Origin of the sequence: Pseudomonas cerasi (assembly GCF_900074915.1) — a bacterium.
Lineage (GTDB): Bacteria > Pseudomonadota > Gammaproteobacteria > Pseudomonadales > Pseudomonadaceae > Aquipseudomonas > Aquipseudomonas cerasi.
Genome location: NZ_LT222319.1, coordinates 655,278 through 669,944, shown reverse-complemented (window position 1 = coordinate 669,944; position 14,667 = coordinate 655,278). Strand labels below are relative to the sequence as shown.

Here is a 14,667-nt window from a genome sequence, read left to right as displayed (position 1 = left end):
CACAAACAGTTTTGCAAGAGACTCACCTGCCTCTCTACCTCTACAAACAAAAAAGCCCCGTCGCAAGACAGGGCTCTTAAGCTACTGCGTGATTACGCTGCGGAGACTTCAGTCTTCGGAACGATGCTCACGTAGCGGCGACCGAAGGCGCCCTTGACTTGAAACTTGATCACGCCTTCCACTTTCGCGAACAGGGTGTGATCTTTACCCATGCCAACGCCGTAGCCAGCGTGGAATTGGGTGCCGCGCTGACGCACGATGATGTTGCCAGGGATGATAGCCTGGCCGCCATACATCTTCACGCCAAGGCGTTTGGCTTCTGAGTCGCGCCCGTTACGGGTACTACCACCAGCTTTTTTGTGAGCCATGAGTCAATTCTCCAGTTGAGGATTAGGCTGAATTAAGCCTGAATACCTGTAATTTTGATCTCGGTGTACCACTGGCGGTGGCCCATACGCTTCATGTGGTGCTTACGACGACGGAACTTGATGATACGAACCTTATCGTGACGACCTTGCGAAACCACTTCAGCCACAACGGTAGCGCCAGCAACAACTGGAGCACCGATATTGACGTCGTCGCCATTGCCAACCAGCAGAACGCGGTCAAACGTGACGGATTCGCCAGTAGCGATTTCCAGTTTTTCAATTTTCAGGTATTCACCTGGGGCGACTTTGTACTGCTTGCCACCGGTAACAATTACTGCGTACATGGTATTTCTCCGAAAATCCTGCTCACCCAGCTCTTTATAAGAAGAGTATCGGCTGGCATGGCTGCATGGGGCTGGAACGGCCCGTTTGCATTGCGTAAGGCAGGTGCTGCCCAGGAAAGTTAGGGTGCGCGATTGTACGCAAGGCATTCGCGTGTTGCAAGAGGCGCCTCGTCATACCTTGACACGCTCTACCCCGCGACCTAGCATGCGGCGCAACCTATCCGGAGCACGTGTCGCTGATGCAACCCCAAGCCTTCTACCGCGCGGTGGCGGACGACTTTAGTGCCGTTGACCTTATCATCAAAAAGCAACTGACGTCGCGCGTACCGCTGGTCTCGAAAATCGGTGATTACATCACGTCGGCAGGTGGCAAGCGCCTGCGCCCGTTGCTGGTGCTGCTGTGTGGCAAGGCACTGGGTCGCGAAGGCGATGACGTTCGCCTGCTCGCCGCCACCATCGAATTCCTGCACACCGCTACCCTGCTGCATGACGACGTTGTCGACATGTCCGGCATGCGTCGCGGTCGTTCCACCGCCAACGCGCTCTGGGGCAATGCGCCCAGCGTATTGGTGGGCGACTTCCTTTATTCGCGCTCGTTCGAAATGATGGTCGAACTGGGCTCGATGGAGGTCATGAAGATTCTGTCCAAGGCAACCCGCATCATCGCCGAAGGCGAAGTGTTGCAGCTCTCGAAGATTCGTGACGCCAGCACCACCGAAGAAACCTACATGGAAGTGATTCGCGGCAAGACGGCCATGCTGTTCGAAGCCTCGACCCACAGCGCCGCGGCCCTGTGCAACGCCCCCCAGGAACAGAGCGAAGCACTGCGCACGTTCGGCGATCATCTGGGTGTGGCCTTCCAGTTGGTGGATGACCTGCTGGACTACCGTGGCGATGCCGAGACACTGGGCAAGAACGTCGGTGACGACCTCGCCGAAGGCAAACCGACCCTGCCGCTGATCTACACCATGCGTGAAGGCAGCCCGGAACAGGCCGCACTGGTTCGTCAGGCGATCCAGAAAGGTGGTCTGGAAGATCTGGAAAGCATCCGCAACGCAGTGGAAAGCGCCGGTGCCCTCGATTACACCGCACAGCTCGCCCGCGACTACGCGGCCCGTGCCATTGCCTGCCTGGACGCACTGCCGCCCAGCGAGTACCGCGACGCACTGGTCGAACTGAGCGAGTTTGCAGTCGCCCGCACGCACTGACAGTCGCCCGGTAAAAAGCCCGTCCAGCGTGACGGGCTTTTTGTTGCCCGGGTGAAAGCCAATTAATAGCCGGACACGCACTCAAGACCTCAGCGCGCGTAGTCCTCAAGCTTCTCCTGCATGAAATCCAGAAAGCACTGAATCCTCAGTGCCAGTCGAGAGTTGCGGTAATACACCGCATGGATCGGCTGACGATAGCCGCTGTTGGCCTCCTTCAACAGACAGACCATCCGCTCCTCGCGCAGGTCATCACAAGTCATGAAATCGGACAGGCAGGCGATGCCCACGCCCTCTAGCACCAGGTGGCGCAAGGTGTCGCCGCTTGATGCCGAGATGGAGGGCTTGATCGGCAGGCGATCGCCCCCGGCATGGCGCAACGGCCAATGATTGAGGACCTCTACATGGGTGAACCCCAACAGCACGTGCTGCGCCAGCTCCTCTGCAGTTTTGGGACTGCCGTGGCGCTGCAGGTAAGCCGGGCTGGCCACGATATTCAGCAGGCAACTGCCCAGTGAGCGGGCATGCAGGGTCGAGTCGGACAGCGCACCGATGCGGATGGCGATATCCGTGCTTTGCTCAAGCAGGTCGATGAACCAGTCATCGCTGTTGAGCTCCAGCTCGATATGCGGATAACGCTGACGAAACTCTGCCACGTGCGGCACGATGGAATGCAGCATGAACGGTGACGCGGCGTTGATACGCAAGCGCCCGGCGGGCGTCTGCCTGGAGGAGGAGAGCCGTTCTTCGAGGCTTTCCATCTGCTCAAGGATGTGACGCGCACGCTCCAGAAAGAACTTGCCCTCCTCGGTCAGGTCCATGCGCCGCGTAGTGCGGTTGATCAGCGTGGTTTCCAGCTTGGCTTCCAGACGCGACAGGGTGCGGCTGACGCCTGAGGGCGTCTGGCCCATTTTCTCGGCTGCGGCGGAGATCGAACCGCTTTCGATAACCGAGACAAACACCTGTAACTCATCGGATCGGGCTTTCATTGTTGTCCCCTGCTCAACACTCAGGGGATATTAACGCTGTTCAGTGCAAAGGTTGCGCTCACTGCGCAGCAAACACCTTGGCCAGATGAGCCTGGTAACGCTGCACGTCTGCTTCGACATTGGGCATTTTCATTACGTCCACTGCCAGAAACGTCGGCAGGCCGGTCATGCCCAAAAACTCGTTGGCCTTGTGAAACGGGAAGTAGACCGCATCGACACCTTTGGCTTCGAAGAAGTCGGACGGGTCGTCGAAGGCTTTCTGTGGCGCATTCCAGGTTGCCGAAATCATGTACTGTTTGCCATGCAGCAAGCCGCCGCTGCCGTATGTCTGCGATGCATCCGAACGCGTACGGCCGTCATTGGCATACAGGCTGCCGTGGCCCTCGGTGAACACTTCATCGATGTATTTCTTGACGGTCCAGGGCGCCCCCATCCACCAGCCAGGCATCTGCCAGACGATGACATCGGCCCAGAGAAACTTCTGCACTTCCTCGGCCACGTCGTAGCCGCCGTCAATGAAGGTTTGCTTCACATCGAAACCGGCACGGTCCATGAACGCTACGCCCGCCTCGTGCAGGGTCGCGTTATAGCGGCCTTCCGAGTGCGCAAACTGTTTACCGCCGTTGAGGAACAATACTTTTTTCATGGCTGATCTCTCGCAACCCGACCCCGCCCGTCTTGAGGCTGAGGTGGAGGTGATTAATGGATGAGCCGAGAGTAAAGAGATGTGCGTCCATGAGTAAGACAGCAAAGGGCAAAATACTCTTGCTTCACAGTCACGAATGACAGGAAGACTATTGACCGAAATGCGTGAACAGCTAAAGGGTTTACCCCATCAGGCTCAACCCTTTATCAGCAGATGCAGCCCCAACAGCCCCATGCCGATGAAGAACACACGCTTGAACAGTACCGCGCTGATTCGCTGACGCAGCCACTGCCCCAGCAGCATGCCCAACAGGGCCGGAATCAGCGCCAGCGTGGATGCGCCCAGCTCTGCGCCGCCCAGTGCGCCGTTCCACGACAAACCCGCCGCCAGCGCCAGCGTCGAGACAGTGAACGACAACCCCAGCGCCTGGACCAACTGGTCGCGCTCAAGCCCCAGCGCCTGCAGATAAGGCACCACGGGAATCACGAATACCCCGGTGGCCGAAGCGATAACCCCGGTGATCAAACCGCACAGCGGGCCCAGCCAGCGCTCGGCAGCGGCAGCAACCCTGAAGGTCGGCAAAAACAGCCCGCTCAGTGCGTAGAGAAACAACGCGCCACCCAACGCGCGGGTCATTGAATGACCGCCACTCATGCCCAGCCAGAACGCCCCGGCCAGAGTGCCGATGAAAATCATGCTCAGCATCGGCCATAGCCGCTTCAGCAAAGGCCGCAGATTGCCACCCGTCGCCAGTTGCCAGACATTGGTGAACGTCGACGGGATGATCAGTAGCGCCGCAGCCTGCGCCGGCAGCATGGCCAGCCCCAGCAATCCCATTGCCACGGTGGGCAAGCCCAGGCCGATGACACCCTTGACCGTTCCGGCCAGCAGAAAGGTGCCGATCACCAGAGCCGAAAGGCCCCAGCCCAGCGTTTGATAGAAATCGAGAATCGAGTGCATGGCGTCCCTTGCCAGATGGATAGAGGTCGAGGCTTAACCTTTTACTGAGCGCTCGCGCAGGTAGGCCAGCACTTGCGCTTGATCACCTGCGAATTCGATACGCGCCGCCTTGTGTTCGCGCTGGTAAGCGTACATCGGGTCGTAGTACTCGCCGAGCAGCCCTTCGATCCAGCCACGGTGCAGATCAACCGCCCCGCTGCGCTGCTGTTCTTCCAGCGCCGCCTGCATAAGGCCCGACAGTCGCTGGTGACGCTCGCCACCGAGGCGTTTGTGAATGTTGTTCAGGCTTTGCAACAGACGCTCGGCGAACAGGCCAAAGCCTTGCTCTTCGCCCTTGACGGTGATGAACTCTGCGCAGAGGTTGATCACGTAATCATCGAGAATCCGCTCGACGCGATTCTCGAAGCTGTCTTCCAGCCAGACCATCGCGCAGCCCTGCATCGCCTGGTGCAGCTCCAGCGGCACGTTGCAACTACCGACCAGACGGCTTTCATCTTCCACAACGAATTGTTCGATACCGGCTGCGCGCTTCTTGAGCAGGTCGATGGCCAGCCGGTTCTCGAAGTCGATCTGCGCCGGTTGCCCGGTGGCACGCTTGCCGAAGCTGGAGCCGCGGTGGTTGGCGATGCCTTCCAGGTCCAGGCTGTTGCGCAGCTGCGTCAACACTTCGGTCTTGCCCGTGCCGGTCATTCCGCCGAGCACGACGATCTCGCATTCGCTCACCGCCTCGTGCAGGGTATCCAGCAGGAACGTGCGCATCGCCTTGTAGCCGCCAAGAACCCGTGGGTAGTCGACCCCGGCATCCTTCAGCCAGCGCTGTACCGTCTGCGAGCGCAGCCCGCCGCGAAAGCAAACAGGTAGCCATCCGGATTGGCCTTGGCGAACTCGACCCACGCATTGACGCGTTCATCCTTGACCTGACCACAGACCAATTGATGCCCAAGCTGGATAGCGGCGTCCTGGCCGTGTTGCTTGTAGCAGGTGCCGACCTTCTGCCGCTCGATGTCATTCATCAGCGGCAGGTTGATCACACCAGGAAAAGCCCCCTTGGAAAACTCCACCGGAGCACGAGCGTCCATCATCGGCACGTCGTTGAGAAACAATGCGCGGTAGTCGCTGCTGTTGTCGGCCATCAGAACACCTCGACGGCGTGGGTCTGTCGCTCGTGCAGGGTGCCGATAGGGTTGAGCAACAGACCCAGTTCGGCGGCCACGATCAGAAACTCGGCTTCACCTTCAGGGCTGACCGCGACCAGCAGACCGCCGCTTGTCTGCGGGTCACACAACAGGTCACGCTGGGCGTCGGTCAGTGTGCCGATCCTGTCGCCGTAACTTTCAAAATTGCGCAATGTGCCGCCCGGCACACAGCCCTCGGCAATGTAATGCTCGACGCCGGGCAGACGCGGTACAGCAGCGTAGTCCAGACGCGCGGTCAGACCTGCGCCGTCCGCCATTTCAACCAGATGCCCGAGCAGGCCGAAGCCGGTGACATCGGTCATGGCCTGCACCCCTTCGAGTTTGCCGAAACGGCTGCCCGGCTTGTTCAGGGTACACATCCAGTCACGCGCCAGACCGATGTCTTCATCGCGCAACCTGGATTTCTTCTCGGCGGTGGTGAGGATGCCGATGCCCAGGGGCTTGGTCAGGTACAAGGTGCTCCCCGCCAGGGCAGTGTCGTTGCGTTTCATGTGCTTTTTCTGCACCACGCCGGTCACCGCCAGACCGAAGATCGGCTCCGGCGCGTCGATGGAGTGCCCGCCCGCCAGCGGAATACCGGCAGCGTCGCAGACGGCACGACCACCGCGAATAACTTCACGCGCCACTTCTGGCGGGAGGATATTGACCGGCCAGCCGAGGATGGCGATGGCCATCAGCGGATCGCCGCCCATCGCATAGATATCACTAATGGCATTGGTCGCGGCGATACGGCCGAAGTCGAACGGGTCATCGACGATGGGCATGAAGAAGTCCGTGGTCGAGACCACGCCGCGCTCGTCATCCAGCGCATAGACCGCTGCGTCATCACGCGAGGCATTGCCAACCCAGAGTCTGGGGTCGAGGTTCTGAGCGCCGCTGCCAGCGAGGATCACGTCCAGCACCTTGGGGGAAATCTTGCAGCCACACCCTGCTCCATGACTGTACTGGGTCAGGCGGATTGGCTCATTCATTGCGACACTCTCGGTTACCGGGAAACAGGCTGTGGAGTCTAGGGGCTGTTCCCTTATCAGCGCAAACCGCGTCGTGCGCCGATCGTGCATTCGGGCGATGAATCTGCCGAACTGGCCTTTCTCGCCATGCCTCTTATAATCCCCGCGCATCACCACCGAATCCTGTGAAGCGCCGCCTGCTCGTGCTGGCGGGCGTCACGTTATCCTTTTTCCGCTATTGAACCGGAGAACCTCCATGCTCAAGCGTACCCTGGCGCTCGCCGCCGGCCTTGCCCTGTCCTTCTCCGCCCTGACCAGCCACGCTGCCGACACCCTGCGCGTCTCGGCCATTCCCGACGAAGCGCCCACCGAACTGCTGCGCAAGTTCAAGCCGCTGGGTGCTTATCTGGAGCAACGGCTGGGCATGAAAGTCGAGTTCGTTCCAGTCGCGGATTACCCGGCAGTGGTCGAAGCGCTGGCCACTGACCGGCTCGACATGGCCTGGCTGGGCGGCTTCACCTTCGTTCAGGTCAACCTCAAGACCGGTAATGCGGTGCCACTGGTACAGCGTGAGCAGGACGCCAAATTCACCAGCAAATTCATCACCTCCGATCCGGACGTGAAAACCCTGGCGGACCTCAAGGGCAAGACGTTTGCCTTCGGCTCGGTGTCATCGACATCCGGTAGCCTGATGCCGCGTTATTTCATGCTCAAGGAAAACATCAAACCGGAAACGTTCTTCAGCCGCGTCGCCTATTCCGGTGCGCATGACGCAACTGCCGCGTGGGTTCAGGCGGGCAAGGTCGATGCAGGCGTGCTCAATGCCAGCGTCTGGGACAAACTGGTCGCCAGCGGCAAGGTCGACACCAACAAGGTTCATGTCTTCCAGACCACACCGGCTTATTTCGACTACAACTGGACCGTGCGCGGCAGCCTCGACCCGGCACTGGCAGCGAAAATCAAACAGGCCTTCCTTGATCTCGACCCGACCAACCCGGAGCAGAAGGCGATCCTCGACCTTCAGGCCGCCAGCCGCTTCATCGAGACCAAGCCCGAGAACTACAAAGGCATCGAAGAAGCCGCACGCGCTGCCGACCTGCTGAAATGACCTTGCGTCTGTCCGGCATCGAGCTGCGCCATAGCGACGGCACACTGGCGTTGCGCGGCCTGGACCTGAGCATTGATCGCGGCGAGCGGGTGGCGATCATCGGGCCATCCGGTGCGGGCAAGACCACGCTGCTCAACCTGCTGGCCAGCGCTCTGCCGCCCAGTGCCGGGCAACTGCAGGTGCTGGGGGCTGATCCCTGGCAGCTCTCCAGCACACGACGCCAGCGCCTGCGCAGCCGCATTGCGCTGATTCATCAGGCACCGCCGTTGCCAGCGCGCCAACGGGTGGTCACTGCGGTGTCGGCGGGCAGGCTTGGTCAGTGGGGGCTGGGCAAAAGCCTGCTGAACCTGCTGCATCCCCTCAACATCAGCGGCACCCGCGAGGTATTGGCACGTCTGGACCTGGCAGACAAATTGTTCGAGCGTTGCCAGCAGTTGTCCGGCGGACAGCTGCAACGTGTCGGCATTGCCCGCGCCCTGTATCAACAACCCGAACTGCTGCTGGCCGACGAGCCGGTTTCGGCGATGGACCCGCGCCTCGCCGATCACACCCTGGCGCTGCTGTGTCAGCACGCCATCGAGCACAACGTGACGCTGGTCGCCAGCCTGCATGCGGTGGAACTGGCGCTGGCACACTTTCCGCGGGTCATCGGGGTGCGCGACGGGCGAATTCACTTCGACCTTGCCGCCAGCGAGGTCGGCCGGGAGCATCTCGACACGCTGTATGCCAACGAACAACTCAGCCCTCAGGCGGTTTCGGATGCGGCTGAAACACGCTGGACGCCACGATGCTGAGTCGGGATCAGCGCGACCCGGCGGCAACGCCACGCCTGTTGCTGACGTTGCTGGCGGTCGCCCTGCTCTGGCCGGGCGTTCGTCTGGCCGAACTGAATCCGCTGGTACTGCTGCAAGCCGATAATGCGCGGACGATGGGCAGCTTTCTCTCCGGGTTCTGGCCGGTGGCGCACTCTGCGGAATTCCTGGGGCTGCTGCTGGATGCGACGCTGCAAACCCTGGCGATCGCGACGGCCGGCATTGCCCTTGCCTTGCTGCTGGCCGTTCCGGCAAGCCTGCTCGCCAGCAAAGCGCTGTCGTTGTCGGCCGCCTCACACGGCGGCCGCCCCGGCTGGCTCAGCCAATGCCTGCGCTGGCCGACACGCGGAGTATTGATCTTCCTGCGCAGCGTGCCGGAAATCGTCTGGGCGCTGCTGTTCGTGCGCGCGGTCGGCCTGGGCCCGACGGCCGGCGTGCTGGCCATCGCCATCACCTATGCGGGCATGCTCGGCAAGGTGTACGCGGAGATTTTCGAATCGGTGGACCAACGCCCGGCCCACGCGCTGCTCCAGGCAGGCAGCGGTCGCCTGGCCGCGCTGGCTTACGGCATCCTGCCCAACGCGGCAGCCGAATTGACGTCCTACACTGTGTACCGCTGGGAGTGCGCCGTGCGCGCTTCGGTGGTCATGGGTTTCGTCGGCGCAGGCGGACTGGGTCAGCAGATCGACCTGTCGATGCGCATGTTCGCCGGTGACGAAGTGGCGAGCATGCTGCTGACCTTCCTGCTGCTGGTGCTGCTCGCCGACCAGCTCAGCCGCTTGCTGCGCAGGCAGTTCACATGAAGCGCGCAGGCAATCTGCTGCTGGTGCTGACGATGATTGCGGCAGTGATCGCATCGTTTGTGTACCTTGGCCTCGACCTGTTCACCTTGGGCAGCCACGACAACCTGACGCAGATGGGCCGTTACGCGCTGCGCTTCATGAGCCCGGACCTGAGCGCCCCTCATCTGCAGGCAATCGGCCAGGGCACCCTGGAAACCCTCGCCATGTCTGCACTCGGCACATTGCTGGCCGCCATTGCAGGTTTGCTCCTGGCACTGCCCGCTGCCGGACGCTTCGGCTGGTTCCTGCGCAGCCTGAGCCGTCTGCTGCTCAATGCGCTGCGCGCCATTCCGGAACTGGTGTGGGCCGTGTTGATGGTGCTGGCTGCCGGGCTCGGCCCCAATGCCGGCACGCTGGCGCTGGCACTTCACACCACGGGCGTTGTGGGCCGTCTGTTTGCCGAGGCGCTGGAAAATACCGCGCCGCAACCCGCTGCAGCGATTCGTCTGCAGGGCGGCAGCGCCTGGCAGGCGTTCAGCTACGGCACCCTGCCCAACCTCTGGCCACAGCTGCTGGCGTATACGCTGTATCGCTGGGAGAACAACATTCGCATGGCCAGCGTGCTGGGCTTTGTCGGCGCGGGCGGTCTGGGGCAAATGCTGTATGTCAGCCTCAGCCTGTTTCAGGAAGCGCAGGCCAGTACCGTGATTCTGGCGATGCTGATACTGGTGTTGGCCGTCGACGCTTTGAGCGGTTGGAGCAGGCAGCGTTGGGTGCGTAACTGAGCAGACCTTAGAACGCAAAACGCCACGACCCTGAAGCTCAGGGCCGTGGCGCGATTAGCAGCGTGACTCAGTAGCCGAGCGACAACCCGGTGTTGCGACGCGGGTCGTTGGCACCGTAGAAGCGGTTGTTACCGACCGGTTTGCCACCCAGCGAAGGCGCGCCCACCAGAATCGCCGCCACATGATTGAGCGGCTGCGGACCTGCGAACTTTTGACCCCAGCTCTGAAGTATCTTCAGCGTGTCAGGGCTGACCGCGAAGGTATCGATGTTGGTTTCCTCAGGCTGCCATTGCTGGTGGAAGCGCGGCGCATCCACCGCTTCCTGAATGTTCATGCCGTAGTCGATGACGTTGAGCATGGTCAGCAGCGTGGCGGTAATGATGCGGCTGCCGCCCGGCGTGCCGACGACCATCACAGCCTTGCCGTCCTTGGTGACAATGGTCGGGCTCATCGACGACAGCGGCGTCTTGCCCGGCGCGATGGCGTTGGCTTCGCCCTGCACCAGTCCGTACATGTTGGGTACGCCGACCTTGACGGTGAAGTCATCCATTTCATCGTTGAGGATCACGCCGGTCTTGCTGGCCATGACGCCCGCGCCGAACCAGTTGTTCAGGGTGTAGGTCACCGAAACCGCATTGCCCCATTTATCGACAATCGAATAGTGGGTGGTGTTGCTGCCTTCATGGGGCGCGACGCCGGGTTTGATCTTGTTCGAGTCACCGGCCTTTTGCGGATCGATTGCTGCGCGCAGCTTGGCGGCATACTTGACGTCCAGCAGGTGCTCGACCGGATTCTTGACGAAGTCCGGGTCGCCCAGGTAGCTGTTGCGGTCTGCGTAGGCGTGACGCATGGCCTCGATCTGATAATGCATGCCCTGCGCCGAGCGGAAGCCCAGCTCTTTCATCGGGCAGCCTTCGAGGATGTTCAGAATCTGGCAGATGACCACACCGCCGGAGCTCGGAGGCGGTGCCGAGACCACATGGTAGCCACGGTAATCACATTCGACCGGTGCCAGCTCGCGGGTCTTGTAATGGTCGAGGTCCGCCTGGGTGATGATGCCCTTGCCGGCCTGGCTGGAATCGACCAGCGCCTTGGCAACCCAGCCCTTGTAGAAACCGTCGCTGCCCTTCTCGGAGACTTCCTTGAGGGTCTTGGCCAGGTCTTTCTGCACCAGTTTCTGACCGACCTGCATCGGTTCGCCCTTGTCGAGGAAGATCGAACCGGAATCGGCCATGTCCGCCTTGAATACATCCGTGGCGCTCGACAGCATGTCGACATCGCCCTGACCCAGCACAAAACCTTCCTCGGCGAGCTTGATCGCCGGAGCGATGACTTCCTCACGCTTGCGGGTACCGTACTTGCTCAGGGCCATTTCCATACCGGAGACGGTGCCAGGCACGCCGACGGCCAGATGGCCCTTGGCACTCAGATCAGGGATGACCTTGCCGTCCTTATCCAGGTACATGTTGGCAGTCGCGGCCAGCGGTGCCTTTTCACGGAAGTCGAGGAAGGTCTTGCGCCCGTCGGCCAGCTGAATGGTCATGAAACCACCGCCGCCGAGGTTGCCGGCAGCGGGATAGACCACCGCCAGCGCGTAGCCGACCGCTACGGCCGCATCGACCGCATTGCCGCCAGCCTTGAGTACATCGACACCCACGTGGGTAGCCAGGTGCTGAGCCGTCACGACCATGCCGTTTTCGGCAGCGACCGGGGCTTGTGACGCGGCGAATGTGGGGGAATACGCGACAATCAGTGCCGTCGCGATCAACGATCTGGCGAGGGGTTCGAACTTCATGGTCGATCTCTTCTTTTTCTGGGCCAGGGACGTTTGATGAGTGAAGCGCCAGCCTCCGGGCGAGGATGCGGCGCTTCTCGTCGAAGCGTACCGAGCATCCCTGCGCTGATCTGACAAGGCCCAAAGTAGCCGGTTCTGCCGCGTTTTCCTAATGTAAAAACCGGATACACAGCAACGCCCCACTGATCCCGACACGGGTGACGCCTAGGATTTCGGGCGATACCCCTCAATGATCGCCGAGAAGTCCTTGCCGCCATCACCGCGCAGGCTCATGGCCTGGTACAGCTGTTGCGCCACTGCGCCGAGGATGACCGGTTGATGCGCAGCGCGCGCGGCCTCGGTTGCCAGGCCCAGGTCCTTGAGCATCAACTCGGCGCCAAAGCCACCGCTGTAACCGCGCGACGCGGGAGCGGTTTCGACGATGCCGGGCCACGGGTTGTAGGCCTCCGAACTCCAGCAACGACCGGTCGAGGTATTGATGATGCCGGCCAGCACTTCGGTGTCGATACCCAGTGCATTGCCCAGCGCCATGGACTCGGCCACGCCGATCATGGAAATCGCCAGCAGCATGTTGTTGCAGATCTTGGCAATCTGGCCGGTGCCCACGTCACCACAATGCACGATGTTGCGGCCCATCTGTTCCAGCACCGGTTTGAGCACGGCAAAGTGCTCGGCAGAGCCTCCGACCATGAAGGTCAGAGTCCCAGCCTGCGCCCCACCGGTGCCGCCCGACACCGGCGCATCGCCCAACACCACGCCTTGCTGCGCAGCGACAGCGGCGATGTCGCGGATGGTCTGCGGGTCGATGGTGCTGCAATCAACCGCCGGGACGCCTCGTGCGATGCCTTTCAGCACGCCGTCGTCGCTCAGGTACACGCTGCGCACATGTGCCGCTGCGGGCAGCATGGTGATGACCAGCTCACTGCCCTGAGCCGCCTGTGCGGGTGAGTCACTGACCTGTGCGCCCAGCTCGGCGAACTCAGCCAGTACGCTCTTGTTGAGGTCGAACACCTGCAAGGCGTGACCGGCTCTGATCAGGTTGCGGGCCATGGGCGCGCCCATATTGCCCAGACCGATAAATGCGATGTTCATTATTGTTCTCCCGAGCGAATTGACCGCCAGCGCTCAGCGCAGATTGATCGTGGTGTTCACGCCATCGTTGACGCTATCGTCATCGAACCAGCGACTGGTGACGGTCTTGGTCTGCGTGTAGAACTGCACCACCTGTTTGCCGTACGGGCCCAGATCGCCCAGCTTGGAACCCCGCGAGCCAGTGAAACTGAAAAACGGCACCGGCACGGGAATCGGAATATTGATCCCGACCTGCCCGACATCAATCTCGCTTTGAAACTTGCGTGCCGCCGCACCGCTCTGGGTGAACAGCCCGGTGCCGTTGCCGAACGGGTTGGCGTTGACCAGCGCGATCGCCTCATCGAGGGTATCGACTTCCAGCACCACCAGCACCGGCCCGAAAATTTCCTGGGTGTAGATCTGCATGTCGGTGGTGACGCCCGAGAACAAGGTCGGCCCCACGAAGTTGCCGCTCTCGTAACCCGGAACCGAAACCTCCCGACCATCCAGTTCCAGCGTCGCGCCTTCACGCACGCCGCTCTCGATCAGATCCAGAATGCGTTGTTTGGCCCGTCGTGAAATCACCGGCCCGATGTCGGTGCCCGGTTCCTGGCCGGCATTGACCTTGAGAGTCTGCGCCCGTGCCTTGAGGTCGGGCAGCCACTGTCTAGACGCGCCGACCAGCACCACCACAGAAGTCGCCATGCACCGCTGACCCGCCGCACCGAAACCTGCGCCCACCAGCGCGTTCAGGGTTTGCTCACGGTTGGCATCGGGTAGCACCACGGCATGATTCTTCGCCCCCATCATTGCCTGCACCCGCTTGCCATGCCGACCGGCCAGATCGTAGACATGCGTGCCGACCGCCGTTGAACCGACGAAGGAAACAGCCTTGATGTCCTTGTGCGTGCAGATCGCGTCCACCACCTCCTTGCCACCATGCACCACGTTGAGCACACCGGGCGGCACTCCCGCCTCGATCGCCAACTCGACCAGCAACAGGGTCGACAGCGGATCCTGCTCGGAAGGCTTGAGCACGAATGTATTGCCGCAGGCGATCGCCATAGGAAACATCCACAGCGGAATCATCGCCGGGAAGTTGAACGGCGTGATCCCGGCGCACACGCCGATCGGCTGGCGCAGGGTATAGGTGTCAACGCCACTGGCGACGTTCTCGGCAAACTCACCCATTTGCAGCGTGCCGATCGAACAGGCGTGCTCGACCACTTCCAGACCCCGAAAGATATCGCCCTCGGCATCGGCCAGCGTCTTGCCCTGCTCGGCACTGAGTACCGCCGCGATACGCTTGGAGTGCTCGCGGATCAGCGCCTGCAACTTGAGCATGATGCGCATACGCACACCAATGGGTGTTTCACGCCAAGTCCGATAGGCCGCGTGAGCAGCTGCGACAGCGGCGTCCACTTCACTGGCCGTGGCGAATGGCACCTGGGCGAGGATTTCCTGAGTGGCGGGATTGACGATGTCTTGCCATTCGCTGCTTTGCGAGTCGGTCCATTCGCCGTTGATCAGCAGTTTCACGCGAGCAATCGAGGTCGTCGTGTGGTTCAGTGAGGCATTCATTTCAGCGATTCTCCCTTCAGCAAACCACGCATCCACAGCTTGTGCAGAAGGATGAGCGTGGCCTCCCGGCAGTCT

General features: G+C 61.4%; 14 protein-coding genes and 1 pseudogene. 5 read left to right on the top strand and 10 right to left on the bottom strand.

The window, feature by feature from the left end; genetic code table 11:
- Positions 1-92: 92 nt before the first annotated feature.
- Positions 93-368 carry a 50S ribosomal protein L27 gene (gene rpmA, locus PCPL58_RS05490; protein WP_002551972.1) on the bottom strand — a complete coding sequence of 92 codons (276 nt, stop codon included), beginning with the start codon at positions 366-368 and terminating at the stop codon, positions 93-95.
- Positions 369-400: 32 nt separating this feature from the next.
- Positions 401-712 (bottom strand): 50S ribosomal protein L21, encoded by a 312-nt coding sequence (gene rplU / locus PCPL58_RS05485; RefSeq protein WP_002551971.1) that lies wholly within the window; start codon positions 710-712, stop codon positions 401-403.
- 239 nt (positions 713-951) lie between these two features.
- Between rplU and PCPL58_RS05480 the strand changes: the two genes are divergently transcribed.
- Entirely contained in the window at positions 952-1,920 is a 969-nt protein-coding gene (locus PCPL58_RS05480; RefSeq protein ID WP_003344609.1) for a polyprenyl synthetase family protein, read from the top strand.
- A gap of 89 nt (positions 1,921-2,009) precedes the next feature.
- On the opposite strand, the gene PCPL58_RS05475 is transcribed toward PCPL58_RS05480, so the two are convergent.
- The 5 genes and pseudogenes from PCPL58_RS05475 to selD all read right to left on the bottom strand — a co-directional run bounded on the left by PCPL58_RS05475 (position 2,010) and on the right by selD (position 6,679).
- Entirely contained in the window at positions 2,010-2,906 is an 897-nt protein-coding gene (locus PCPL58_RS05475; RefSeq protein ID WP_065348978.1) for a LysR family transcriptional regulator, read from the bottom strand.
- Between the two features lie 58 nt (positions 2,907-2,964).
- The gene (gene mdaB / locus PCPL58_RS05470; protein ID WP_003371089.1) at positions 2,965-3,552 is read right to left on the bottom strand and encodes an NADPH:quinone oxidoreductase MdaB; all 588 of its coding nucleotides are present in this window, start codon (positions 3,550-3,552) and stop codon (positions 2,965-2,967) included.
- A 195-nt stretch (positions 3,553-3,747) separates the two neighbouring features.
- A complete protein-coding gene (locus tag PCPL58_RS05465; RefSeq protein ID WP_065348977.1) occupies positions 3,748-4,512 on the bottom strand; it encodes a sulfite exporter TauE/SafE family protein in 765 nt (254 codons plus the stop codon).
- Between the two features lie 33 nt (positions 4,513-4,545).
- A pseudogene (gene mnmH / locus PCPL58_RS05460) lies at positions 4,546-5,645 on the bottom strand (tRNA 2-selenouridine(34) synthase MnmH).
- Positions 5,645-6,679, bottom strand: coding sequence for a selenide, water dikinase SelD (selD, locus tag PCPL58_RS05455; protein ID WP_065348976.1), 1,035 nt, complete (start codon positions 6,677-6,679; stop codon positions 5,645-5,647). The pseudogene mnmH and the gene selD overlap by 1 nt, the downstream one beginning before the upstream one ends.
- Before the next feature lie 235 nt (positions 6,680-6,914).
- On the opposite strand from selD, the gene PCPL58_RS05450 reads away from it, so the two are divergent.
- Genes PCPL58_RS05450 through phnE form a run of 4 tightly spaced genes read left to right on the top strand, consistent with a single transcriptional unit; the run spans position 6,915 to position 10,145 of the window.
- Entirely contained in the window at positions 6,915-7,766 is an 852-nt protein-coding gene (locus PCPL58_RS05450; RefSeq protein ID WP_044310119.1) for a putative selenate ABC transporter substrate-binding protein, read from the top strand.
- The gene (locus PCPL58_RS05445) at positions 7,763-8,560 is read left to right on the top strand and encodes a phosphonate ABC transporter ATP-binding protein (RefSeq protein ID WP_065348975.1); all 798 of its coding nucleotides are present in this window, start codon (positions 7,763-7,765) and stop codon (positions 8,558-8,560) included. Before PCPL58_RS05450 ends, PCPL58_RS05445 begins: the two co-directional genes overlap by 4 nt.
- Complete coding sequence (locus tag PCPL58_RS05440) at positions 8,554-9,381, top strand: PhnE/PtxC family ABC transporter permease (protein ID WP_065348974.1); 828 nt, start codon at positions 8,554-8,556, stop codon at positions 9,379-9,381. Before PCPL58_RS05445 ends, PCPL58_RS05440 begins: the two co-directional genes overlap by 7 nt.
- Entirely contained in the window at positions 9,378-10,145 is a 768-nt protein-coding gene (phnE, locus tag PCPL58_RS05435) for a phosphonate ABC transporter, permease protein PhnE (RefSeq protein ID WP_065348973.1), read from the top strand. Before PCPL58_RS05440 ends, phnE begins: the two co-directional genes overlap by 4 nt.
- A 67-nt stretch (positions 10,146-10,212) precedes the next feature.
- Here the strand turns inward: phnE and ggt are convergent, their stop codons facing one another.
- From ggt to PCPL58_RS05420, 3 genes are all read right to left on the bottom strand, one after another.
- Positions 10,213-11,940 (bottom strand): gamma-glutamyltransferase, encoded by a 1,728-nt coding sequence (ggt, locus tag PCPL58_RS05430; protein ID WP_065348972.1) that lies wholly within the window; start codon positions 11,938-11,940, stop codon positions 10,213-10,215.
- 204 nt (positions 11,941-12,144) lie between these two features.
- Positions 12,145-13,032, bottom strand: a complete 888-nt coding sequence (mmsB, locus tag PCPL58_RS05425) for a 3-hydroxyisobutyrate dehydrogenase (protein WP_065348971.1) — start codon at positions 13,030-13,032, stop codon at positions 12,145-12,147.
- Positions 13,033-13,065: 33 nt separating this feature from the next.
- Complete coding sequence (locus PCPL58_RS05420) at positions 13,066-14,592, bottom strand: CoA-acylating methylmalonate-semialdehyde dehydrogenase (protein WP_065348970.1); 1,527 nt, start codon at positions 14,590-14,592, stop codon at positions 13,066-13,068.
- Positions 14,593-14,667 lie beyond the last annotated feature (75 nt).

What these genes read in the sequence shown, in the direction of transcription:
- phnE (WP_065348973.1), top strand. Translation starts at nt 9,378, where the DNA reads ATGAAGCGCGCAGGCAATCTGCTGCTGGTGCTGACGATGATTGCGGCA.
- mmsB (WP_065348971.1), bottom strand. Translation starts at nt 13,032, where the DNA reads ATGAACATCGCATTTATCGGTCTGGGCAATATGGGCGCGCCCATGGCC.
- PCPL58_RS05420 (WP_065348970.1), bottom strand. Translation starts at nt 14,592, where the DNA reads ATGAATGCCTCACTGAACCACACGACGACCTCGATTGCTCGCGTGAAA.
- mdaB (WP_003371089.1), bottom strand. Translation starts at nt 3,552, where the DNA reads ATGAAAAAAGTATTGTTCCTCAACGGCGGTAAACAGTTTGCGCACTCG.
- selD (WP_065348976.1), bottom strand. Translation starts at nt 6,679, where the DNA reads ATGAATGAGCCAATCCGCCTGACCCAGTACAGTCATGGAGCAGGGTGT.
- PCPL58_RS05450 (WP_044310119.1), top strand. Translation starts at nt 6,915, where the DNA reads ATGCTCAAGCGTACCCTGGCGCTCGCCGCCGGCCTTGCCCTGTCCTTC.
- rplU (WP_002551971.1), bottom strand. Translation starts at nt 712, where the DNA reads ATGTACGCAGTAATTGTTACCGGTGGCAAGCAGTACAAAGTCGCCCCA.
- PCPL58_RS05480 (WP_003344609.1), top strand. Translation starts at nt 952, where the DNA reads ATGCAACCCCAAGCCTTCTACCGCGCGGTGGCGGACGACTTTAGTGCC.
- PCPL58_RS05465 (WP_065348977.1), bottom strand. Translation starts at nt 4,512, where the DNA reads ATGCACTCGATTCTCGATTTCTATCAAACGCTGGGCTGGGGCCTTTCG.
- PCPL58_RS05440 (WP_065348974.1), top strand. Translation starts at nt 8,554, where the DNA reads ATGCTGAGTCGGGATCAGCGCGACCCGGCGGCAACGCCACGCCTGTTG.
- ggt (WP_065348972.1), bottom strand. Translation starts at nt 11,940, where the DNA reads ATGAAGTTCGAACCCCTCGCCAGATCGTTGATCGCGACGGCACTGATT.
- rpmA (WP_002551972.1), bottom strand. Translation starts at nt 368, where the DNA reads ATGGCTCACAAAAAAGCTGGTGGTAGTACCCGTAACGGGCGCGACTCA.
- PCPL58_RS05445 (WP_065348975.1), top strand. Translation starts at nt 7,763, where the DNA reads ATGACCTTGCGTCTGTCCGGCATCGAGCTGCGCCATAGCGACGGCACA.
- PCPL58_RS05475 (WP_065348978.1), bottom strand. Translation starts at nt 2,906, where the DNA reads ATGAAAGCCCGATCCGATGAGTTACAGGTGTTTGTCTCGGTTATCGAA.